The sequence below is a fragment of the uncultured Nostoc sp. genome (assembly GCF_964247315.1).
GTDB lineage: Bacteria > Cyanobacteriota > Cyanobacteriia > Cyanobacteriales > Nostocaceae > Nostoc.
In genome coordinates, this window is the sequence record NZ_CAXTTT010000021.1 from 17,749 (window position 1) to 40,875 (window position 23,127).

The 23,127-nt window shown below is 41.7% G+C and carries 15 protein-coding genes and 1 pseudogene; 8 read left to right on the forward strand and 8 right to left on the reverse strand.

What is annotated here, in order from left to right; genetic code table 11:
* Positions 1-213: 213 nt before the first annotated feature.
* The gene (locus ACFE93_RS08755; protein ID WP_375472939.1) at positions 214-651 is read left to right on the forward strand and encodes a hypothetical protein; all 438 of its coding nucleotides are present in this window, start codon (positions 214-216) and stop codon (positions 649-651) included.
* Between the two features lie 31 nt (positions 652-682).
* Here the strand turns inward: ACFE93_RS08755 and ACFE93_RS08760 are convergent, their stop codons facing one another.
* Both ACFE93_RS08760 and polA read right to left on the reverse strand, forming a co-directional pair.
* Positions 683-1,624: an ABC transporter substrate-binding protein gene (locus tag ACFE93_RS08760; RefSeq protein WP_375472940.1), complete on the reverse strand. Its 942-nt coding sequence runs from the start codon at positions 1,622-1,624 to the stop codon at positions 683-685.
* A 163-nt stretch (positions 1,625-1,787) separates the two neighbouring features.
* A complete protein-coding gene (gene polA / locus ACFE93_RS08765) occupies positions 1,788-4,727 on the reverse strand; it encodes a DNA polymerase I (protein WP_375472941.1) in 2,940 nt (979 codons plus the stop codon).
* Between the two features lie 508 nt (positions 4,728-5,235).
* Between polA and ACFE93_RS08770 the strand changes: the two genes are divergently transcribed.
* Positions 5,236-5,943, forward strand: a complete 708-nt coding sequence (locus ACFE93_RS08770) for a choice-of-anchor E domain-containing protein (RefSeq protein WP_375472942.1) — start codon at positions 5,236-5,238, stop codon at positions 5,941-5,943.
* A 413-nt stretch (positions 5,944-6,356) separates the two neighbouring features.
* Positions 6,357-7,208: a Cof-type HAD-IIB family hydrolase gene (locus ACFE93_RS08775; RefSeq protein WP_375472943.1), complete on the forward strand. Its 852-nt coding sequence runs from the start codon at positions 6,357-6,359 to the stop codon at positions 7,206-7,208.
* Positions 7,209-7,388: 180 nt separating this feature from the next.
* Here ACFE93_RS08775 and ACFE93_RS08780 read toward each other — a convergent pair whose 3' ends face one another.
* A complete protein-coding gene (locus ACFE93_RS08780) occupies positions 7,389-8,273 on the reverse strand; it encodes a DALR anticodon-binding domain-containing protein (protein WP_375472944.1) in 885 nt (294 codons plus the stop codon).
* Positions 8,274-8,585: 312 nt separating this feature from the next.
* On the opposite strand from ACFE93_RS08780, the gene ACFE93_RS08785 reads away from it, so the two are divergent.
* A complete protein-coding gene (locus ACFE93_RS08785; protein WP_012412419.1) occupies positions 8,586-9,305 on the forward strand; it encodes a Crp/Fnr family transcriptional regulator in 720 nt (239 codons plus the stop codon).
* A 79-nt stretch (positions 9,306-9,384) separates the two neighbouring features.
* Here the strand turns inward: ACFE93_RS08785 and ACFE93_RS08790 are convergent.
* The 4 genes and pseudogenes from ACFE93_RS08790 to ACFE93_RS08805 all read right to left on the reverse strand — a co-directional run bounded on the left by ACFE93_RS08790 (position 9,385) and on the right by ACFE93_RS08805 (position 14,880).
* Positions 9,385-10,431, reverse strand: a pseudogene (locus tag ACFE93_RS08790) (PstS family phosphate ABC transporter substrate-binding protein).
* A 303-nt stretch (positions 10,432-10,734) separates the two neighbouring features.
* The gene (locus ACFE93_RS08795; protein ID WP_375472945.1) at positions 10,735-12,132 is read right to left on the reverse strand and encodes an ABC transporter substrate-binding protein; all 1,398 of its coding nucleotides are present in this window, start codon (positions 12,130-12,132) and stop codon (positions 10,735-10,737) included.
* A gap of 25 nt (positions 12,133-12,157) precedes the next feature.
* Positions 12,158-13,561 (reverse strand): protein kinase, encoded by a 1,404-nt coding sequence (locus ACFE93_RS08800; RefSeq protein WP_375472946.1) that lies wholly within the window; start codon positions 13,559-13,561, stop codon positions 12,158-12,160.
* 305 nt (positions 13,562-13,866) lie between these two features.
* On the reverse strand, positions 13,867-14,880 hold the full coding sequence (locus tag ACFE93_RS08805; protein ID WP_375472947.1) for a LysR family transcriptional regulator: 1,014 nt from the start codon (positions 14,878-14,880) through the stop codon (positions 13,867-13,869).
* Between the two features lie 212 nt (positions 14,881-15,092).
* Between ACFE93_RS08805 and ACFE93_RS08810 the strand changes: the two genes are divergently transcribed.
* The 3 genes from ACFE93_RS08810 to ACFE93_RS08820 all read left to right on the forward strand — a co-directional run bounded on the left by ACFE93_RS08810 (position 15,093) and on the right by ACFE93_RS08820 (position 19,116).
* Positions 15,093-15,809, forward strand: coding sequence for an NnrU family protein (locus ACFE93_RS08810; protein WP_375472948.1), 717 nt, complete (start codon positions 15,093-15,095; stop codon positions 15,807-15,809).
* A gap of 596 nt (positions 15,810-16,405) precedes the next feature.
* Positions 16,406-16,792 carry a thioredoxin family protein gene (locus tag ACFE93_RS08815; RefSeq protein WP_375472949.1) on the forward strand — a complete coding sequence of 129 codons (387 nt, stop codon included), beginning with the start codon at positions 16,406-16,408 and terminating at the stop codon, positions 16,790-16,792.
* Positions 16,793-17,004: 212 nt separating this feature from the next.
* Positions 17,005-19,116 carry an NAD(P)H-quinone oxidoreductase subunit 5 gene (locus tag ACFE93_RS08820; RefSeq protein WP_375472950.1) on the forward strand — a complete coding sequence of 704 codons (2,112 nt, stop codon included), beginning with the start codon at positions 17,005-17,007 and terminating at the stop codon, positions 19,114-19,116.
* Positions 19,117-19,365: 249 nt separating this feature from the next.
* Here ACFE93_RS08820 and ACFE93_RS08825 read toward each other — a convergent pair whose 3' ends face one another.
* A complete protein-coding gene (locus ACFE93_RS08825) occupies positions 19,366-21,501 on the reverse strand; it encodes a cache domain-containing protein (RefSeq protein WP_375472951.1) in 2,136 nt (711 codons plus the stop codon).
* A 105-nt stretch (positions 21,502-21,606) separates the two neighbouring features.
* On the opposite strand from ACFE93_RS08825, the gene ACFE93_RS08830 reads away from it, so the two are divergent.
* Positions 21,607-22,662 carry a PstS family phosphate ABC transporter substrate-binding protein gene (locus ACFE93_RS08830; RefSeq protein WP_375472952.1) on the forward strand — a complete coding sequence of 352 codons (1,056 nt, stop codon included), beginning with the start codon at positions 21,607-21,609 and terminating at the stop codon, positions 22,660-22,662.
* Positions 22,663-23,127: the final 465 nt, after the last annotated feature.

A 23,127-nucleotide genomic window follows, 5' to 3' on the forward strand; every position in this document is an offset into this window, starting at 1 on the left:
GTTCCTCGTTTCCAGTCTCCCTTATTCCCAGTCATAGACTGGGAATTGTCTTTGCGATCGCATTCTCAACAGGTTGCAGGACTACGGATTGCTCACAGTCTAAACTTTGGCTAGCGTTGATGTCGAGGTATAAATAGCTGCTTTAGTTAAAGCTACAGTTAAGATTTTGCCATTAAAATTGAATACAAATGTTTTCAAGTAATCAAAAAGGCAATGAGCAAAATTTTTATATTAAATTCCTTACTGTTGCTTTCTCAAATACCTAATCCAGATGCAAAATTTTTAGATTTAAAAAAGAAACTAGAAAAGAAAGGGTTTCAGGTAATCATTGCACTACCACCAAAGCGAGGAGCTTATGGGTTACTAAGAGAAGCTGACAAAAAAATCTGGATTAATCCCGTAGTGTTTGAATTACATATTGGGACTCAAACACTAATCCATGAAACTGTTCATGCAGCACAGGTATGTGCCGGAAAAGGAAAAATCAAAATTTTAGGTTTACACATTCAACCAAGTCATTATGCTCGACCGTTTTTTAGCCACTATACCGATGTCAAACGACAAGATTTAGAAAAAGAAGCCTATGCAGTACAAACTCAACCTAATAGTTTTGAATTAGCTGTATCTCTTCTTCAACAACACTGTAAATAGCTAGTTTTTAGATAGAAAAGCTGAAGCGCCCTTATTTAACTGTGCCCTGTGGTGTAAACAACGCTTGCTTAAGCTGCTGACAAGCCTTTTCTATTGCATCTATACTACCTGGATTTACCAGACCAAAATAATCAAACACATAGACTCGGTTATTTTTAGTTGCTTGCAGTTGTTGCCAAAAAGCTTCCTTTTTCAAAGAATCTAAAAGTGCTGCTTCCGAATTTCCTTGTGGAGGATTAACTAAAATTATCACCTCTGGATTTGCTTCTAAAACTTTCTCCGCCGAAAGCGTCACATAGCCGCCAACTGGACTTTTTCCTTGTAAATCTGCTGCGATATTTTTCGCCTGAAATTTCGCCAGCAAATCTCCTGCCCAACTGTTTTTATTCGGCGCTAAAATTGGTTGACGACTAACCAGCGCTAGAGTAGAAGGACTCTGAGTTGACTTATCTGGCAAGAAAGTTTTATAACGATTTAACAAAAGCTGAGGATCGGCATTAATTGACTGAGCCAGTGTCTTTGTAAGTTCTTCTAAAGATTTCCAGCTATTCACCTTAGTGAGCAAAGTTTGAATTCCTAGCTGCTGAAGTTTTTGAATTGGAATGTTAGAAAAACCTTCAGCACCAATAACTAAATCTGGTTTGAGTGCTACCACTTTCTCTAAATTTGGCGGACTTTGACCTTCACTAACGCGGGGAATCTCTTTGAATCTTGAGTCATTCTTAAATAATTTGCTACCAGTGATTCCAACAATTTTTGTTTGATCGAGTCGAGAGATAATATCAGCCGATAGAGAAGAAAGAGCAACCACTCTTTTTGCCGATCCTTTTGGTAATTGCTGAGAGTTCCTGTTAGTCGTCTCAGTGGTATTTTCCACCTTTGTTTGTAGTTGCTGAGTATTTGCAGTGGTGCAAGCAACTAAAAATATACTCAACAAAACTGCAAAAGCAGATAAAAGCCAACGACGATACATATTAAAATTCCTTATATGAGTAAGAATAGTAAAATATTAGTATTCGTAATTCGTAATTACTAACGACGTTATCGATTTAATTACGAATTACGAATTACGAATTACGAATTACGAATTACGAATTACAAATAAATAATGTAGTTCTTCCAATCCCCAGTTAAACTTATTTGGTCTCCATCCAATTGTCACCAACACGCGCCTCTACCAATAACGGCACACTCAACTGGACAGCATTTTCCATCACCGACTTAATTTGTAGTTGTAATTCTTCCCACTCATGAGGGGGAATTTCAAACACTAATTCATCGTGAACTTGCAACAATAAACGCGCCTGATAGTTCTTCAAAACCTCATGTAATCTTACCATTGCAATTTTGATAATATCAGCGTTGGAACCTTGAATTGGTGCATTAGCCGCAGAGCGTAATAAACCTGCATCATAAGCACCCAAATTTTTCAATTTACTCAGTTCAATATCTTCAGGATTACTGCCTTTTAATTTGCGTAAACTGTTATTAGTAAAATCAAAGTAACGACGGCGACCGAAAATAGTTTCTACATAACCAAGAGCGATCGCTTCTTTTTTTACTCGCTCCAAATATGCAAATACTTTCGGATATCGTTCATTAAACCGCTTAATGAACTCGTTGGCAACGGTCTTATCTATCCCAGTTGAGCGCGAAAACCTTAGAGAACCCATTCCATAAATCACACCAAAATTGATAGTTTTTGCCATCCCTCGTTCTTCTGATGTGATATTTTCTTTTTCAAACACTAACCGCGCTGTAACAGTGTGAACATCTTCATTTTGCTGGTATGCTTGCACTAATATCGGCTCTTGACTCAAATGAGCCAAAATCCGTAATTCAATTTGTGAGTAATCAGCAGCCACCATTAACCAGCCAGGTTCAGGCAAAAATGCCTTGCGAATTTGGCGACTAAAAGCTGTACGAATGGGAATATTTTGCAAATTCGGATTAGAAGAAGATAACCTACCAGTTGATGTTGCTGCTTGATTAAAATCAGTATGCACTCGCTGGGTATCTGGACGTACTAATGCAGGTAGTGCATCAACATAAGTAGATTTTAATTTGGATAGGGTGCGATACTCAACGATCGCTTCAACAAATCCAGTGTTATCATCTTCTTGAAGTCTTTCTAGTGTTGCTGCATCTGTAGAGTAGCCTGTTTGAATTTTACGAGAATGTCTGGTGCTTAACCCCAATTTTTCAAACAAAATTTGGCTCAATTGCTTAGGAGAACCCAAGTTAAAATTTTCCCCAGCTATTTCAGTTGCTTCCTCTTTTAACCTGGCTAACTCAGTTTCTAAATGCTGCGAAAGTTCTTGTAAATAAGCTGAATTAATCCGAACGCCTGTATATTCCATTTGAGCTAAAACTGCTTCTAGCGGCTGTTCCACTTGCACTAATAGCTTAGATAAAGCTGGAATTTTATCCAGTTCATCACGCAATTTCGCCACTAAACCAAAGGTAGAATAAGCATCCATACCGCAGTAATCTGCGACGGCGGGAATATCTATATCAGCGATGGTTTTGCCTTTAGGAACTAAATCTAAGTAACTTTTTGCTATCAATCCCAAATATCGCTGCGCTAAATCCATCAAATTATGGCTAGAATCTGGATTTAGAATGTAACTTGCCAGCATGGGATCAAAGACCACTCCCGTCAAACTAATTCCTTGACATCTAAGAACTAAGCGGTCAAATTTGGCATTCTGTAAAGCTTTGGGATAATCGGTACTTTCAAGAATTGGACGTAGTGTTTCTAGCACCAAATCTTTATGCAAATTTTCCCCAGTTTTGTGCCCGACAGGAATATAAGCTACCTCATCTGGTTTCGTTCCCCAGCAGCAACCAATTCCTACTAACTCAGCATCTCTTGGTTCTAAATCGGTGGTTTCAGTGTCCCAAGCAACGGGAGTTTCTGGATTAGTGAATTTTTGCAAAATTTTCACTAACTCAGTTAATTTTGCTTCGGTGTTGATGATGCGTGGTGTAATTGGGGAAGTAGATTGTTGTGTAACTGCTGCTGTATCGCTAGCACTGAAAAACCACAAATCATTATCTTCATCAGAGTTTAATTCTGAGTTAGTATTGGGATTAGTTGGCTCTGTTTGGGCTTGTTGTTTTTCTTCAACTTTGCCACCAAAACGTTGCTGGAGGTCGTTGATTTTACCTAAAAAAGACTTAAATTCTAATTTTTCTAAAATTGGTAATAAAACGTTTGTATCAAACCCTTTTAATTTGCAATCTTCTAAATCAAATTCTATAGGAACATCTAAAACTATAGTTGCTAAATAGCGAGACTTCTCGGCATCTTTTTTACCATCTGCCAGTTTTTTCTGAGTTGCGCCTTTAATTTCATCTAACGCAGCATAAACATTCTCAAGTGAACCATAGGTATTTAGCAGTTGCACCGCTGTTTTTTCGCCAATTCCCTTGACACCAGGAATATTATCTGATTTATCACCACAAAGAGCTTTGAAATCAACAATTTGTGAAGGTAAAACGCCCATTTTTTCTTTGACTTGTTCTGCTTCAAATTCAGTGATGCTATTTGTAGAGCGCTTTAGGGCATCTGGACTAAAATTCAGAACAGTGATTTCTTTGTCAGAATCGATCAGTTGAAATAAATCGCGATCGCCAGTCAAAATCTTCACTCTATATCCAGCAGCAATTACTCGTTGTGCTAAGGTTCCCAAAACATCATCAGCCTCGAAACCAGGGGCAGTGAAAATTGGTAGATTGAAGCCATTCAGCAACTCATGCAGGTTTGCTAAGTCAGGAATGAAGTCTTCTGGCGTTTCTTTGCGATCGGCTTTATAAGTCTCGTCAGCTTCGTGGCGAAAAGTTGCCTCACTCAAATCAAAAGCGATCGCCATTGCTTGGGGCTGTTGTGTTGCCATTACCTCCAACAGGCACTTGACAAAACCAAAACATATACTGGTAGGAATGCCTGCTTTCGTATGCAGTCCTCCATCTCGCCCTTTGGCGAAAGCAAAGTATGAACGATAAGCCAGCGAGTGCCCATCTACGAGGATGAACGTGGGGCGTGTTGCAGTTGCAGAAGTGATTTCAGACATAGCCCTATTTTAGCCAGAAGCTTTGTCACATAGTTAGCAATTTCAGATGCTCGTTTAGCTTGGCTTTGATGACAATAGCCCAGTTTTTATATATTTTTGATATTTCTGATATTTTTATACAATGCATACCTGCGTGTTTGTAGCTTTAGTACGGAAACCCAGTAGAACTAACTTTTGGCAAATATAACTACATGAGTATAAAGAAACATAATAACCAGAACCCCAACTTCTCATCGGAAGTCAGGTTAGCCTGCTGACTAAAATTCAATTCTCAGAAACCAACAAAAAGTAGTTTAATCTTTCAACACATGATCGCCACTATCATAAAGCCTCTTTGCCTTAACAAAACTTTATATATGACTACGCAAAGGTATATTTATCGAAGGAGTTTTAACATAAAAACTTTACATAAGTTTACGTGTATTTATCAAGCCTATAACCAAAACTTTAGAGTTAAAAATAAGTTACCAATCCCGTAATGCTTCGTTTCAGAAAAGCATCTTCCATCATGACAACAAAACTATTCAACACTCTAGCTGCTGCCACAACTTTGGCAGGAATTGTTGCAACATCTGGAGCAGCTAATGCAGCTTCTCTCTCCTACACTACTTCCCTTGATTACGATTTGACAGATATCACTGATGCACCTCTGAGCATCCAAAAATTTGACTCATCTTTAGGCACACTCAAGGGTGTAACGATAGGATTTACTGGCGACATACTTGCTAATGCAGGGTTTGAAAATAGGAGTAAAACCTCGACTCCGGTAACAGTAAAGCTTGCCAGTGAACTCAGCTTAGAACTAAATAATCAGTCTCTGTTTGCGCTTAATCCACAAGATAGCTTCAGTTATCAAGTTGCTAAATATGACGGCAAGACTGATTATAGTGGCACCTCTGGAAAGATTGTTTCTAACTTAACTGCTACACAATCTGGTACTCAGTCTTTCACTAATACCCAATTCTTGAAGTCTTTCATTGGTAATGGCAACATAGACTTTTTGTTCTCAGCCATAGCTAGCTCAGTAGTTTCGGGATCGGGTAACATAAGTTCCTATGTTGATACATTTGCCAAAGCAGGTATCACAGTAACTTACGACTACGATGAGGTGAAATCAGTACCTGAACCCTCCAGCACACTTGGAGTTGGTTTAATTGCTGGGCTTTGTCTATTATCACAACGCAAAAAAAGCTGGATCAAGGTGTCCAATTCATAGACTTTTTTGAATAAATAAGTTTTTCCCATTCTATCTATCGATCAGGCTATCTAATTGAAATTAAAATGCCCGATTTTTTCGATAATCGGGTTTTTTGTTGCGCCTATTAGCCATAAATTTTAATACTTTTAAGTATAGCAGGGGAGTGGGGACTGGGCGAAAAGTCTTTTTGTGTCTAAGTTTTATCATCTATCGATGTCCTAATCACCAAGGCTTTTGCTAGAAATCCAAAATACTTAGAGTAAGTGGATTGCGCGCTGGGGTCAATCTAAAATCTAAAATCTAAAATTGTGTGACTTAGCATCCTCACCGTAGGGAAATTGAGTTGACTGGAGAACCCAATTTTTTCTACTACTCCCCACTGGTCGCTAGAGCCTGTTAACCTCTTACTGGAACTTAAAATCTAGGAAATTATGCAGAAAGCATCTACTGACAATCAGGCTGCTGCAAAAGACATTAAACTACTAGTTTTGGATATAGATGGTACGATCGCTGGACACTCTAACACTATCAGCGAACCTGTAAAGCAAGCTATTGTTGCAGCGCAAGCACGAGGAATTCAAGTGGCGATCGCTACAGGTCGAATGTATCGTTCAGCTTTGCGTTTTCACCAAGATATCGGCTCTACACTACCATTAATGGCCTATCAGGGAGCCTGGATTCAAGACCCGATCGCTCAAAAAATTCATCGCCATTGGGTTGTTTCCAGGGAAATCGCCTACCAGCTACTCGACTATTTTGAACAGCCGGAGTTGCGATCGCTTCTATCTGTTCACTTTTACATCAACGATCAGCTATACGTCCGTGAGTTAACCAGAGAAACTCAAATTTATGCAGAACGTTCTGATGTTATCCCGATTCCTGTGGGTGATTTGCGTCAAGCCTTAACGAATGAACCGACAAAAATTCTTGCATTGTCTGATGACATTGATGTAATCGACAAGCTATTAGGAAATTTGCGCCGCCAATACACACCTGCTGAACTTTATCTGACGACATCTGTTGCTACCTTTTTTGAAGCAACTAACGCCTTTGTGAATAAGGGGACTGCTGTACGTTACCTAGCCGAAGAATTGCTGGGATTACAGTTAGCCAATGTTATGGCGATTGGCGATAACTTCAATGATGTGGAAATGCTGGAGTATGCGGGACTTGGTGTAGCTATGGGCAACGCACCAGCAGGAGTACAAGCGATCGCAAAGTGGGTAGCTCCTAGCGTAGAGGAAGATGGGGCAGCAGTAGCAATTGAAAAGTTTTTGTTGTAGTGAAGGCATTTTTTCAAATCTAACCGATACAAATCAGAAAGGACACCGACGACTGGCCGTGTTTCGTCTCGGTGCCCCTGCTGGTTCGCTCCTCACACACCTGCTAATGTATCCGAGGTGGTGCATTGAGTCAATAGCTATATAAAAAGTTTTTATTTTTGCCTAAGCGAGATTACCGATTTATAACTCCAAAGGCGCAAAAACCCCTAGATTCTCTTCTAAGACAAATTTTAATACTGACTGAGTAGCCATGAGCAATCCAAGTCTAGCTTGGGCCAGTTCTGGTGACGTAATTTTCACCTCACCCCAAATCCGGCAATTAGACCAAAACTTTTCAAAAGCTTGGCTCAAATTCAGCGCTACTTTTTCCCATTTCACAGAACCGCTAACATCAGGGCACTCTATGTTGTCTACCACTTGTATTAACTCGCCAATTAGACGACGCTCATCTGGGTGATTTAGCTGCAATATTCCGTCGCAATTAAGCCAAGGTAGGGGGTTAGGAAAAATAACATCCCAAAAAGCTGGACTAGTATTTGGAGCTGGTTCTCTAAGTTTAATCAATCCCTCTCGATGAGCCAGCAGCACTAGCGAACAGCAGCGTGCATGAGCATATTCAACAGCAAACAATGAATTGGTTATTGGGGATTGGGCATCAATTGTCTCCTCTGCTCCCCTGCTCCCCTGCTCGCCTGCTCTTTCCGAACTCCCAACTACGAGACTTTGTAACCAAGTCGCTAAGGTTGAGTGAGTTAATTCAAAATTTATCCAACCAGGGGGAACTATTTGGATGCTAAAAACACCCTCACAAATCCCTGATAAATCTGAAGCGATCGCACTGGCAAGCTCCATCGCTTTTCGATTCTGAGATTTTGATAGTCGCAGAGACACACTTGAGGTATAGAAAAATTTTTTATCATCTCTACCTTTATGTAGAGTAATTTTTTCGTCTTTTATGCATCTATTGTCTTCTCTGTAAGTATTAATGCTTATTGGTTTTATTATATAACTATATAATAGCTGTTTAATTGACGTATATTTGCTAACTGGTAATTTATAATGCACGTAATATTATTTAAATAGTAATGTAAGATATATTTGTTACATTTTTGCCATCTATCTTGCGGTATAAATTTAATTTAGATGAAGAAAAATGAGAAGAGGATAAAATTTGATGAATAATCGATGAATAGTAAGTAAACTTTACTACCACCATTGTACAGTAGGAAGTATAACAAAAGAGTAGAGAGTAATTTGCTTTCTATTCTTTGGATTGGCTGGCGCTGTTAGGCGTTAAGCCTGCCTCGTCAACACAAAGACACTCCTTGCACCCTTTTATTTACGTCTTTGTCTTCAGCCGAACGCTCTTTGTTACCTATGCAATCTCCATCCTCCTTTTCTGAGGCATCACGGCCTTTTTTGACTTGGCAACGCATTCTTGACTGGGCTCAAGAACACTATCGCTGCCGCACCTTTAGCAAAGATGAGCGCATTCCAGCCCGGCCTGGATTGCTGTATTTGGTGCAAAGGGGTGCGATCCGTATGGTAGGAACTGCCCAAGTTAGTGCGACTGCCAGTCAGCTAACGTCTCGACGAATCAACAGAACTCCTGAAGAAGCGTTCTTGGGTTTTGTGGGAGCGGGACAGCCATTTGAAATTGTTGCTCAGTCACCATTCACGCTCCAGGCTTACGCCCATGTCGATCAAACTGCGGTGCTGTGGATGTACTGGCATGATTTAGACAACTGGCCTCACTTCCGTCGCGAAGTTATGGATGCCTTTAGGTATCAGCACCAGCGTAAGCTGCTGTGGCTGAGTGCCTTGGGACAACGCCGCACAATTGACCGACTCTTAGGATTTCTCACATTGTTAATTGAGGAATATGGAGAGCCAGCAATGAGCGACACCGATCCTGATGTGATTCGCGGTTATTGTCTGCCCTTTCCCCTCACCCATGCCCAAATTGGTAGCGCGATTGGTTCTACTCGTGTCACTGTCACCCGCTTGATGGGTAAGCTGCGTCAACGTGGTTTAATCCTGACTCAAGGCGATAATCTAATATGCTTGCCAGCAGAGTCGATTAATAGAGCTGGTTAAGGTACAGTTCAGAGCGGCGATTTCCGCCACTCTGTCTTGAATGTGATGGGCTAGACCCCACCACAGGCAATCGTAGGTGTCAGCGAATTTTGACAAATCCCGCTTGGGTAATTAGTTCCTGTCCCTGCTCAGTCAGCAGTAAGTTGGCGTAAGCGACACCTGCTTGCTGCTCAGTCTGACCATTCTGTTTGACCACCACAAACAGATTGCGGGTAATCGGGTATTTTCCTGATTGGAAAGCCTCAATGTTCAACTTGTTCCGTTTACCAGGACATTCAGACGGGAGGACAGAAGGTTCTTGGTATGGAGCTATGTATTGCCCTTGCGTGCGCCCCAACGGCAAGGCCTTGATTGAGCATTGAGGAATCACCTCTGGGGCAGAAGCGTAGTAGATGCTACCAGGACTATCAGCCAATTTTTGCAAGGCTTGGGTGGTTGTGGAGATAAATTCTACATTGGAGCTGAAAGCTTGACCACCCAAAATGTCTTGGACAAAAAGTTCGACAGTACCGCCATCAGCAATACGGCGAGAATAGGGCTTGATTGAGATATTGGGGCCGCCCACCTGGCTCCAATTATTGATTTTGCCTATGTAAATTGACTTTAACTGTTCTACTGTTAATCCTGGAATATTCAGGTTGGGATTAACTGCAACCGCTAAACCATCAATTGCCACAGGAATTTGTTTTAAACTAAACCCACGCTACTGGGCACGGCTTAATTCTTGATCTAGAACTGGTCGGGAGGACTGGGCAAAGGCGAGTTGACCATCTATCAAGGACTGAATGCCAGTACCAGACCCAGGAGATGCATTACTGGGTTGTACATAGCGTAGCCGTAACTCTGGCCGCACGGCTTGAATTGCTGGATCAACTACTAATCGAATTGGTGCCCAAGATGTACTGCCTCCGTAATTAAATAATCCTGTAGGAACATCCTTTACTGAAGTGAAAGTATTGGCACTAGGTTGTTCCGATCCGGTTTGGGGCGTTTTGGTGCTACCAGAATTAATTGTATTTAGATCGACACCAGATTTTCTAGTAAACCACCAAAAACCGCCAGCTATTAGCCCGACGGTGATTAGGATGGATAATACAAGAATAGTTGTTTCATTTTTTTGGGACATAGTATAATTACGCGCGCGTCCATTCAATATAAGTGCTTGACTTGACAAGTGCTTGCTACTTGAGATTGTATTTGGAGGACGGGTGTTTTACTAAAAATGCTGACAAACCCTCACTTCTGACTACTTTAAAACCCAAGGTATAATAAATTTCCCCTGGATTATTCGTCTGTTTTCTCAAGGCTTGAGTATTGGTGAGGATAAATTGTTAGTTGATACTAAGATTTTTCCCCATAAAGCTTAATTTCTCATCTTCAGGGTTTTTCCAGGTTAACAATTGGTTAACTTTTAATTTTTTATTACTGGTTAACGCACTGGTTCAAAGTCATAACCAGTGCGAGAGCGAGAACCAGGAACAATTTTTACAAGTTGGACTGGCGCATTGCGATCGCCTGATGCTAAAAACCGAATTGTACCAGAAGCACCAGCGGCAGAAAAGTCAGATGACAAGAGTGCTTGTTGGACTCCAGCTCGCGTGGGATTGCGTTCTAATGCCGCAATTAGAGCGACAGTGGCATCATAACTGAGGGCACTTCGCCAACTCACATCAGCGCCCCATAATTGCCGCGATTTCTGGGGAAAATCTGACTTTGGATCGCTATCAATATGCCAGGGAACTGCTAATACCATCCCCACAGCTTGTTCTCTGCCAATTTCCAAAGTTTTAGCGGTGTAAACATCATCTCCCGCCAACAGAGTTAACTTTTTCTGGTTAATCTGAATTACTTGCAGCGCTTTATCGAGAGTTTCAGTGTTAGCAGCTAACATCACCACTTCTGTACCTTGTTTAGTTGCTTGTTCTACGCTTTTAGCCGCACTAAAATCCGCCCTGGATAAGTCAAATTCGCTGGCTACCTGTCCACCCTCTAAGGAAACGGATGAGACAAACTCTGATTTTAAAGACTGGCTATAGTTACTCTGGGAATTAAAGAAAACCACTGCATTTTTTTTCTGCAAGGTTCTCACCATATAGTTGGCTAAAGTTCTCGCAGCCATAAAATCACTGGGAACTGTGCGAAAAACGTAGCGGCTAAAGTTAGAAATTTTGACAGATGTACTGGTGGGAGATATGGCTACAAGTTGTCCAGAAGTATAGATAGCACCTGCGGCTAAGGTGGAATCGCTGGTATTCGGCCCAACTACACCCAATACTTCGGAATTACTGACTAGGCCAGAAGCGATTTGCTTGGCTATTTCTGGATTGTCGTCATCGCTAGCTATCCCTACCCTCAACGATACTCCCTTGACTCCTCCAGAGCTATTAACTTGATTTTGGGCTTGGGCTATCCCACGTAAAATTTCTAAAGAAACATTGGGGTCAGTGCCAAATGGTACAGAAGCCACAATGGTATAGCTCTTGGAAGAACCGATGCGGGCATTGTTAAGAAAAATTAATGCTTCTGGATCGTTACGGTTGAGTTTTAGGGCAGCTGTGAAATTGGCGATCGCTCGCTCGTAATTTTTAGCTGCGATCGCCTGTACTCCTTCTTTTTTCACAGCAGAAATGTCACCCGGAGTAAAGGCTTTTTCTCCAAAACTAATGCGGTCTTGTAAGGATGAATTGTTGCCTGGTTGTTGATTTTGAATGTTGGTATTACCAATTTTGACCCCATTGTTAGTAAACCACCAAAAACCACCGCCAACTATACCAACTGTCAGCAGCAGGGCCAAGGCTAAAATTGCAGTTTCATTCTTTTGTGACATGAACAAATTTGAATTCAGAAATTTTTTAAAGTAAGAGAGATAGCAATTTATAAATAAGTCGAAATACAGCTGTCAATGAAATAGCTACTAAGCCTGCCCCAACTGCTAAAATTACCATTGACGGAAGGTCAATACCTCCGCGTAAAAAGGGGATAAAAAAAATAATTGCAAAAGTAATTGTAGGAATAATTAATAAATCGAACTTTTCAATCCATCGCCGAGTTTGGGCAAAAATAAGTATACCTAAAATTAGGGCGGAAATAATCAAAGTAACTATTGGTGATTTGACTAGACTGAACAGGGCGATCGCGATCAATGCACCCTCAAATCCACTAAATGCCGCCCCACCCAATAATTCCAATGTAGAAAACGCTGGCTGAGTTGGTGGACGACGGGGAACAACAGGGCTAAAACCTTGGGGTGGTTGTGGCGGGAGGGTTACAGAGGGCGAATGAAGTTGTGTAGGGGCTTGAGCCTCCTGTGAGTTAAGTGCGCGTAGAACCTCCTGGGCTGACTGGAAGCGCTGATTAGCCGCAGGTAGCAACATCTTGTCTAAAATGTCAGCAAGGTGAGGGTTGACACTCACTTGAGTTCGCCATTTCCACTGGTTGCTATAGGCATCAAATAGTTGAATTGCTTCCTGGTTTGTTAACAAGGTAATCAGAGTTACAGCTAAAGCGTATAAATCTGTAGATGGAAATACTTGCCCACCAGCCATTTGTTCAGGCGGTGCAAATCCCATAGAATAAATTCCTGTGGAAGAAGCCGCAGAACAAAGTGCAACATTTGTTACTTGCTTGACTGCGCCAAAGTCTAGTAAGAAAAGTTTCCCATCACGACGACGCATGATGTTTGAAGGTTTAATGTCTCTGTGGATAATGCCTCTATCATGGACAAACTCTAGAACCCGCAGAATTCCTTGCAATACCTCTAACACTTGCTGTTCAGAAAATTTGCCCTGTTGAATTAATTCTTCCTCTAAGGTTTGCCCGTCAATGTATTCTTGCACTAAGTAAAAAAATTGGTCTTGCTCTCCTGGTTGCAAGCTATTAACTATCACTGGGAAGAAGGCAAATAAATCAGGAATTTGCTCGTGATCGTTACCAAGCTGTGCTAAAACTTCTGCTTCTCTTTCAAACATTAACTGCGCTTGTTGCAGTTGAGTTAAGGTTAAATTTCCCGCTGGTTGAAACTGTTTAACCACGCATTGACGCATTCCCGGTATTCGGCGATCGCGTGCCAAAAATGCTGCTCCAAACCCGCCCCTTCCCAGCAGTTTTGTTGGCACGTATCGACCATCTAGCATCAATGGCATACCACAGGTAGTGCAATACTTTTGCTGGGTTGTTTTCAGTGTCGTAACATCATCTAAATCGGCAAAATAGTTTTGTGGGCGTGGACAACGTGGACGAGTGCAGTAAACTTCCATTTTCGTGATTAGTCAAAATAATTCGCAATTGATAATACTCGCCTTCTCTACGAGATGCTACGCCAATGGCAAGAAGCAAGCTACGTAATTCGTAATTAGTTCTGGTTACAGAGTAACTAAATTTGTTAATAAGGAACAGGAAATTTTTTTCCTGATGTCAAACCCTTGGCTTGTCTACAGCACCCTGCACGAACACAATGGGTTAATAATTACGAATTAAGTTAGCGACAGAGAAGCGTCATTACGAATTATTTGGTCATTTACAAAAAACAAAGGACAAATGACAAGGGACTAATAACCTGATTTTAGTCTTCGCCAGATGAGGTGGGTGTTGCTACCTCCAATGTAGTTAACACTAAACTTTTTTGTGTTAATTTTAACACATTTTGATTCCATCCTGGGTTAGCAAACTGGGGCAAAATTTCTTGACTAAAGGCTTCTGCGGCCTTGGATCTATAGCGATTGGGATTACAAATCAGCCACAGCGTCCTTTTGACGACAACGCCTTCAATGGGAGTACGGTGTAGAACGCCCATTTGTAACTCTTTAGCGATCGCACTAGTTGAAACAAAGGCAGCTCCTAAACCAGATTGCACAGCATTTTTAATCGCTTCAATGGAATTCAATTCCATTTCAACTTTAAAACGTCTGGTATCGATTTCACAACGTGCTAACACTTGGTCAATTACTTTGCGGATAGTTGATTGGGAATCTAAAGCAATGAATTGTAATTTATATAGGTCTTCTTTCTGGATTTTTTCAAGTTTGGTAAAAGGATGAAAGACAGGTAAAATCAGCGCTAGTTCATCCTCAGCGTAAGGAATAACTTCTAAAGATTCTGACAGTTCACCAGGAATTTCACCACCGATAATCGCCAGATCGACTTGTCCGTTAGCGACACTCCAAGCAGTCCGCCGGGTAGAGTGGACGTGTAATTGCACTGCCACATCTGGATATTTTTGTCGGAACATACCGATCATTCTGGGCAAAAGATAAGTGCCAGTGGTTTGAGAAGCACCGACAATTAAAGTACCACCTTGGAGATTTTGTAAATCCTCGATCGCGCGGCAAGTTTCCTGACAGAGACTGAGGATTTTTTCACCATAGTTTAAGAGTAGATGCCCAGCTTCGGTTAATTGGGCGCGTCGTCCTCCACGATCGAATAAGGGGACATCGAGTTGCCGTTCAAGATTTTGGACTTGCAAACTGACGGCAGGCTGGGAGACGTAAAGACTATCAGCGGCACGCTTGAAGCTTCCTTCTTGGGCGATCGCTTTCAGGATACGTAACTGATCTAAAGTGAAAGGAAGGTCAGACATAAGGCTCAACCCACAAACTTTTAAAGGAGTAGATGCACGTAATAAATCCGGTTTGGCAGCAATCAGCCGGACATGATTTATTGCATATTAAACTTGAAGGATTGACTCGAAAAAGACAGTAGCACAACATCTTGACTAAAGTCCCCTTTTGAATACTTTGTGGTATTGGTTGTACTGAATTCAGTTTTCTTTAAATTACTTCACCTGTGTATATGCTGCTGATTTCTTGGTTGACACCCAGTCATTTTGTCATACTAGGGTTACAAATAGTTTTTGCGATCGCTCACAGTGGAGGCGCTGCTTTACGCCCTTGGGCAGAAAAATACATTGGCCCAAGGTTTTATCGCATTCTCTTTGCATTAGTCAGCCTACTGTTGGCTGTGATATTAATTATTTACTTTTTTGGGCACCGTTATGATGGTTTGCAAATTTGGCAGGTACAAGGGGTGCCAGGAGTTCGAGAATTTGTTTGGCTGCTATCAGCAATCTCGTTTTTGTTTTTATATCCTGCTACCTTCAATCTACTAGAAATTGCTGCTATTCAAAAGCCCCAAGTTCATCTCTACGAAACAGGAATTATTCGGATTACCCGTCATCCCCAGATGGTAGGACAAATAATTTGGTGTGTTGCCCATACTCTCTGGCTGGGTACTACCTTTACCCTTGTGACTTCCATTGGATTAATATTGCATCACTTGTTTGGGGTTTGGCATGGGGATCGCCGTTTGAGCGATCGTTATGGAGAAGCTTTTGAAATTGCCAGACAGCGGACTTCAATTATTCCCTTTAAAGCAATTATTGACGGGCGTCAATCTCTCAGATGGCGGGAATTTCTCCGCCCTGCCTATTTGGGAGTTACCATTTTTATAGCTTTGCTTTGGTGGTCGCACCCTCTGTTACTGGAAGCAACTAGTAGCATAGGATGGTAATCTTAGACGATCCCCAGTGTCAGCAGAAAATCCGAAATAGATGGAAATTTCAGCTTATCAATTGCTCCAAATCAATGTAGGATAAATTCAAACATCTATCAGTGGGGGGTGCGTTCAGTCAGCTTGAGATTTTATATTGGTAGTCGTTGGTCAGTTGCCTTTCCTTGAAAGAAAGTGGCAGATTCAGTCAAATCCCCAGGCGGTCACGGCAATCAGGAGTTTAACATCTAAAAAAAGCCAACGCGACTTCTAAGGTCGCTTTTGAGTCAGAGACACATTAACGCGCTCAATTTTTGCCAATTATTCTGTGTCCTGAAAGCATCTATCGGCAGTTAGCGACTTGCCAACCCTCCTCTGAAGCAGTAGCTGAGTCCTGAGTCCTGAGTAAAAGCAAATAACTTAGTATTCACAGCTTGGTAATTGATCCCAATCCCCGGTTTAACTCTAAAAGCAAAATAAACGAGTTCCTCATTCAATCCGCTAACTTTAGTTATGGACTTCTACTCAGCAACCAGAACTCGGACTCAGTACTACTTAATTCAGTACTGATAGCTAGTTTGATATAAAAATAAAAACCTTATAATCCAAGAGGCGTCATGGTGTTGTCGGTTAGTGAGCGGACATTTACTGAAGAAGTTTTAGAATCTCCTATTCCTGTTTTAGTTAACTTTGAAGCACCTTGGTGTGGCTTGTGTCGAGTTATTCACCCACTATTGTTGCAATTTCAAGCCCAGTGCGGGGATGAAATTAAATTAGTCGGGGTTAACGCCGATCAAAATTTTAAATTGTCTACTACCTATAGGCTAAAATCACTACCCACTTTACTATTGATTGAAAATGGCACTATTCGCCATCGCTTGGAATGCTTTCGTGGCAGAGAAGATTTACGTCTAGCTTTAGAAGAGATTAAAGCCAGCTACAGCAGTTACCCCAAAATCTACAAAAGTTCAAAAACAGTGGACTTAGAGTGTCGGTCAGCTTGATGGATATTGAGCATGGGGCATAGGGCATAGGGCATGGGGCTAATGACCAATGACCAATGACTAATGACCAATGACTAATGACCAAATCTAAAACCATGCTTAATACCCCACCCAATCAGCCTTGGGTGGGTTATTTTATCCTAAAGGGTGTGTGTCACAATTATTAACAGTTTAGACACGCTAATCAAGAATTCTAAAAGTAGGCGTCAGTGATGGAAGTAATCTATCAGTATGCCTGGCTGATTCCGGTGTTCCCTCTTTTTGGGGCAATGCTGGTCGGTCTAGGGTTAATCTCGTTGAATCAGGTGACAAACCGCCTACGGCAGCTTAACGCTGTGGTGATTATCTCCATGATGGCAGCAGCTATGGGGCTGTCGTTTGCCTTGTTATGGAGTCAAATTCAAGGACACGCGCCTTATCTTCGCACCTTTGAGTGGGCGGCAGCAGGTAATTTTCACTTGAGCATGGGCTACACTATTGACCACCTGACAGCCCTAATGCTGGTGATTGTCACAACGGTAGCCTGTTTAGTCATGGTTTACACCGATGGCTACATGGCTCACGATCCCGGTTACGTGAGGTTTTACGCTTATCTCAGTTTGTTTGGCTCCTCAATGTTAGGTCTGGTGGTCAGCCCCAACCTAGTACAGATTTATATCTTCTGGGAACTTGTGGGGATGTGTTCTTACTTGCTGGTCGGCTTTTGGTACGATCGCAAGTCAGCAGCCGATGCCGCGCAAAAAGCTTTTGTGACCAACCGCGTAGGCGACTTTGGTTTGTTACTCGGTATTTTGGGGCTGTTCTGGGCAACAGGAAGCTTTGATTTTAATATCATGGGCGATCGCCTCGCCCAACTTGTCGAATCAGGTTCGATCAGCAATTTTCTCGCTGTCCTGTTTGCGATTTTAGTTTTCTTAGGGCCAGTAGCGAAATCAGCCCAATTCCCCCTCCACGTCTGGCTACCAGACGCAATGGAAGGCCCCACCCCCATTTCTGCCTTGATTCACGCAGCAACGATGGTGGCGGCGGGTGTTTTCCTGATTGCCCGGATGTACCCAGTATTTGAAGACGTTCCAGCCGCAATGAATGTCATTGCCTTTACTGGGGCGTTTACGGCGTTTTTGGGGGCTAGCATTGCCATTACCCAAAACGACATCAAAAAAGGCTTGGCTTACTCCACCATTTCCCAACTTGGTTACATGGTGATGGCAATGGGAATAGGTTCCTACAGTGCTGGACTATTCCACCTGATGACCCACGCCTATTTCAAAGCGATGCTGTTCTTGGGTTCAGGTTCAGTAATTCATGGTATGGAAGGTGTCGTTGGACACAACCCCGCCTTAGCGCAAGATATGCGCTTGATGGGTGGACTGCGAAAGTATATGCCTGTCACAGCAACTACCTTTTTGATTGGTTGCTTGGCAATTTCTGGTATTCCACCCTTTGCTGGTTTCTGGTCAAAAGATGAAATTTTAGGGAATGCTTTTGAGGCTAACCCACTCCTTTGGTTTATCGGCTGGCTAACTGCCGGGATTACAGCTTTCTATATGTTTAGAATGTATTTCATGACATTTGAAGGCAAATTCCAGGGTACTGACGAGAAAATCAAGGAAAAACTCAAGAAGGCTGCGGCGACAATTGTCCTGGAATTAGAGTCAGAAGAACTAGCCCCGAATTTTGGGCCTGGGGCAATGAAAAAAGGAGAATTGGCTGCCACTGGTGAACACCATGACTCCCATGACTCCCATGACTCTCACGGGCATCACAGCGACTCTCCTCATGAATCGCCGTGGACGATGACGCTGCCGTTGGCACTGTTGGCTGTGCCTTCGATTTTGATTGGTTTGGTGGGAACTCCCTACGCCAATTATTTTGAAGAGTTTATCTTTCCTCCTAGCGAAACTCTCTCCGAAGTTATAGAAAAGACTTCCGAGTTCAATCCGACGGAATTCTACATCATGGCGGGTGCCTCAGTTGGAATTTCTTTGATTGCGATTACCCTGGCTTCGCTGATGTATTTGCGCCGTAAAATTGATCCGGCTGCGATCGCTGCTAAAATCGAACCACTTTACGAGTTATCTCTCAACAAGTGGTACTTTGATGACATTTATCATCGGGTTTTTGTCCTCGGCTTGCGTCGCGTAGCTAGACAAGTTATGGAAGTTGACTTCCGTGTTGTAGATGGTGCTGTTAACCTCACAGGCTTTTTTACCCTTGTTAGCGGTGAAGGTCTGAAGTACCTAGAAAACGGTCGCGCTCAATTTTATGCCTTGATTGTATTTGGGGCGGTTTTGGGCTTAGTGATTGTCTTTGGTGTTACCTGATTTTCATAGGAGCAAAGGGGCGGCTGTCTGCCCCTTTGCCTCTACATTATTTTTTGAATTTTGTGATTTAGGCATTTTCACGTTAATGAGATATCTCATCAAGATTTCTGGTAAGTCATTTGACGATTCTTTTCAAAACAATACCCGTGAATCGAAATTTACAAGCTGCCTTTGGGAGAAGGATTTTTAAATCTTTGCTCAAGTCTCTAATTTCAGGAATAACATAATAGGCTTCTCTAACAAATTGCTTTAGAAAAATATAAAAATAGTAATTAACAGCAACAGCTTCAGAAGAGAAGGCCAGTAAAAAATTTTAGCTATCAAGTTATCTTTATACTGTAACAGCTTTAAATCCGGTTTTACGAGCATTAAAACAGCGTTAATAGTTATCAAGAAAATGTAGAAATAAATAACTAAGTAGAAAAACTCGAAATAAACAAGTTCTTTAGCAAGGACTTGTTCCCTAAGCGAAACTTGGTCAAGAATGACAATAAAAATAAAACCAGCACAAGCTGCCAAAACCTCCATAGCCTTATCTCTATCGGCAATCACCAGCATGGCAAACAGCATGACAACGACTACAAACAGTGGGCCGATTCTGGAGATAAAAATACTGATAACTTGGCGTTTGGTAGTAATATTAAAATTCAGTTCAGGAACATTTGTTTTAAAAATAGTATTTTGTATCCCAAAATTGCTATCGTATGTTGCATAAAGATATTCAAAAAAACTATCTTCAATCTGCCAGCCATCCAAGACTAGTCTCTTATCCAAACCAGGATGGGCGCTGGGGTTAATAATTTTATAACTCTCAAAATCGGGCGTGAGAAATACTTGGCGGTTTAAATTACTTTGAGCGTTAAAATCGCTGTGCCATAGCCGAATTTGAATATCTTTGTAGTCAAAGGGATAGTGAGAGTAATCCAAATTTTGCAGCACTGTAGCTTCCACATACCAGCCAATAACCTCAACATTTCCTTGGGTATAATGGTAAGCTTCCTTCACTTGTACATCGTTGACACTGACAGCATCCGGCATAATAAAACCGCGAGTCAACCCATCGTGAATGCCTTTGGTATACTTCTGCCAGATGTAACCCGTCATAAAAACTTTTTTAGCACTTTCAAATTCTAAGGACTGAATGAAAATTCCAGTAGGCACATATAACGGCGGCTTTCGGTTTAAGTTTTTATTTAACTTGACTTGGGGAGCCAATAATTTATCAACTTGTGCTTGATTAAGCAGGACGTTGTGATTGGCTATATAATTGCGATCGCCCAAAGCTAATTTCCAAATCATTCCGATTTCTGTGGCAAACAAGATACTAGAGATTGACGACACTATCCACACTCGGCTAGCACGAAACTCATAAGCCCGCAACATTAGAACTGACAAACAAATGAAAAACCAGACCAAGGCTAAACAGCTTAAGATTAGCGTTTGCCGCTTAGTTTGGTCATCTAGCAAAACTTCTTGTTTGAGAAAGACCACTCCCACCACCCAATTATTCAGCTTAGTTGGTTGCAGGAAAAACCAAGAATTTTGACCTGTGGTTTCATCGAACAACTCCGCTTCGCCTTCCTTACCTTGAAGCGCCTGTTTAACTAATGCTAAGAGTTGTTTGTTGTTCTGCTTGGCAGCAATTTCAACCAAGTTGTTTTGCTGTTTTACATTATCAGTAATCGTATGATAGACAAAAGTTCCATTTTTAGAAAGAACAAAGGCGTAGCCCGTTTTTCCCAATTCCAGTTTTAAGGAATCAATCAACTGTTGTATTTGACTTAAGGAATATTCACTAAAAAGCACTCCTTGCGGCAATTTTTGTTTGCCCTGCAAACGATAGAACGGAGCATAAAATCCCACTACGGGTTCAGTCAAGAGAGACTGCTGTGACCTGCGGTACGGTTCTCCCCAAGATGCTCCATCCTGCAACGTCTTGCGATACCAGGGATATTTTGTGTTGTCATCATTCTTCTCTTGTTGCTCTAATTGCACACTGTTATTTACCCTGAAATAGACAGGTGCATCTAGCTTTTGGGATTTGCTTCTACTAACACCAGCTTCATAAGCTGCACCGAAGGTAGCAAGATAAGGGTTTTTTTCGATTTTTTGTTGGAGTTGCGCTGATAGTTGCTTATCGTTGATTTCACCTGTTGTGAGGGAGTTAGCAAGAGCAAGAGAATTATCTTGAGTGTTACGCAGTTCGTTCTCGATTTCCAGAGTCGTTAGCACAGCTTCTCGCTGGGCTTGGTTTTTAGCTTTTTGAAGTCTCTGCTGTGCAGTGTGCCAATAGGTGTAAAACCCAAATAGAGCTAATGCAAGAGTGATACCACAAAGGGTTAGTAATGCAAAGAATAGTATTTTTTGCTTTTTATTCTTTTCCATGAATGCCATTTATCAAAAGCGTAAATAAATTTTCTCGTAAAGTATTCTGACACTTTTCCATATAATCTACATATAAATTGGCTGTATCTATTTATAGTTAAAATAATGATACATATTAAGTGTTTTTTAGCAACTATCTTATTGGTGAGTTTGACTGCTTGTACCAGCGAGCAAAGGCAAGTTTATACGCCACTAGACAGCAGAGTAAGTGGCAATACTGCCTTAGATGCAAGTAAAAATGTACTGATTGACGGTTCGGGTACGGTTTCTGTCATTAGTGAAGCAATGAAAGAACAATTTAGAAAAGTAAACCCCAATGTAAGAATAGCTATTGGGAAGAACGGTACTGGAGACGGTTTTACAAGGTTTTGCCTTGGCGTAACTGATATCTCAATGGCAGCCCGTCCGATAAAAAAGTCAGAGATTGAAGCCTGCCAAAAAAACAACATTGAATTCGTTGAATTGCCCCTCGCCCTTGATGGCATCTCCCTTGTAGTCAATCGCACCAACACTTGGGCTACTTGCCTCAAACCTCAAGAACTGAGCAAAATATGGGAGTCTGCGGCATCAGGCAAAATCGTTAACTGGAACCAAGTTCGTAATGATTACCCCGATCAATATCCCCTAATACTGGCTGGCCCTGCTGTAGGCACTGGTACTGTAGACTATTTTAGTGAGGTGATAATTGGCAAAAGTGGGAAAATCCGCAACGACTACAAAACCAGTGAAGAGGAAAGCGTAACTGTTCAGACAGTAGCGTCTGAGCCGGGAGGTCTTGGCTTTACAGCCTTTTCCCGCTACCTAAAAAATCAGAACATTCTCAAAGCTCTTGCTATTGAGAACAAGGAAGGTAAATGCGTACAGCCAAGCCCAGAAACGATCGCCAACAGCAGCTATAATCCCCTTTCCCGTCCTCTATTTATATACGTCAGCAAGACAGCTCTTAAAGAAAATCCTGCCGTCAAAGTTTTTGCAGATTACCACCTAAATGCTGCTAACCGTTCCTTAATCTCAGAAAGTGGCTACGTTCCTTTGCCAGATAATTTGCTAGCAAAGGTGCGATTGCGTCTAGATCATGCGATCGTTGGCTCGATTTTTGAGGAAGGGTCGCCAGCCAATGTCAAACTTGCAGATAAACTAGCAAGTTCCAAACAGAGGTAGAAAACAGATATTAGCGTGACAAGTCTAATATGGTACTGGGTTTATTTAAACCAACGAATGACTCATAGTGAGTTGATAAGCTGGTAAGGGCCGACCCAGGAAGCATGGTGATAAATTCAAACTGAGTGAATCCTCTACATAAAGCGAAGTCATTCAAAGTTTAGGAGTGAACCGATCGCTTTTATCCAAGAATTGCCCTATTGTTTTTCTCCACATTACTGAGAAATGAGAGGCATTATGCGATTCGGTTAGAAAATTGTCCTATTCCTTTCCTCTCAAGGTATTAATTCCTTTTGCCATCTCAAAATAAGCGAACGTACAGTTTTTAGGGTAAATTTTTGACAAGACTTGGAGTATCACAACGCACATTCTGCACCCCCAAATGTCAAAAAAGACTCCCAAGAAAAGAAATGGGGGATTGCTAATTTAATTAAATCAACCTAACGAGGAAGACGAAATCCCCAA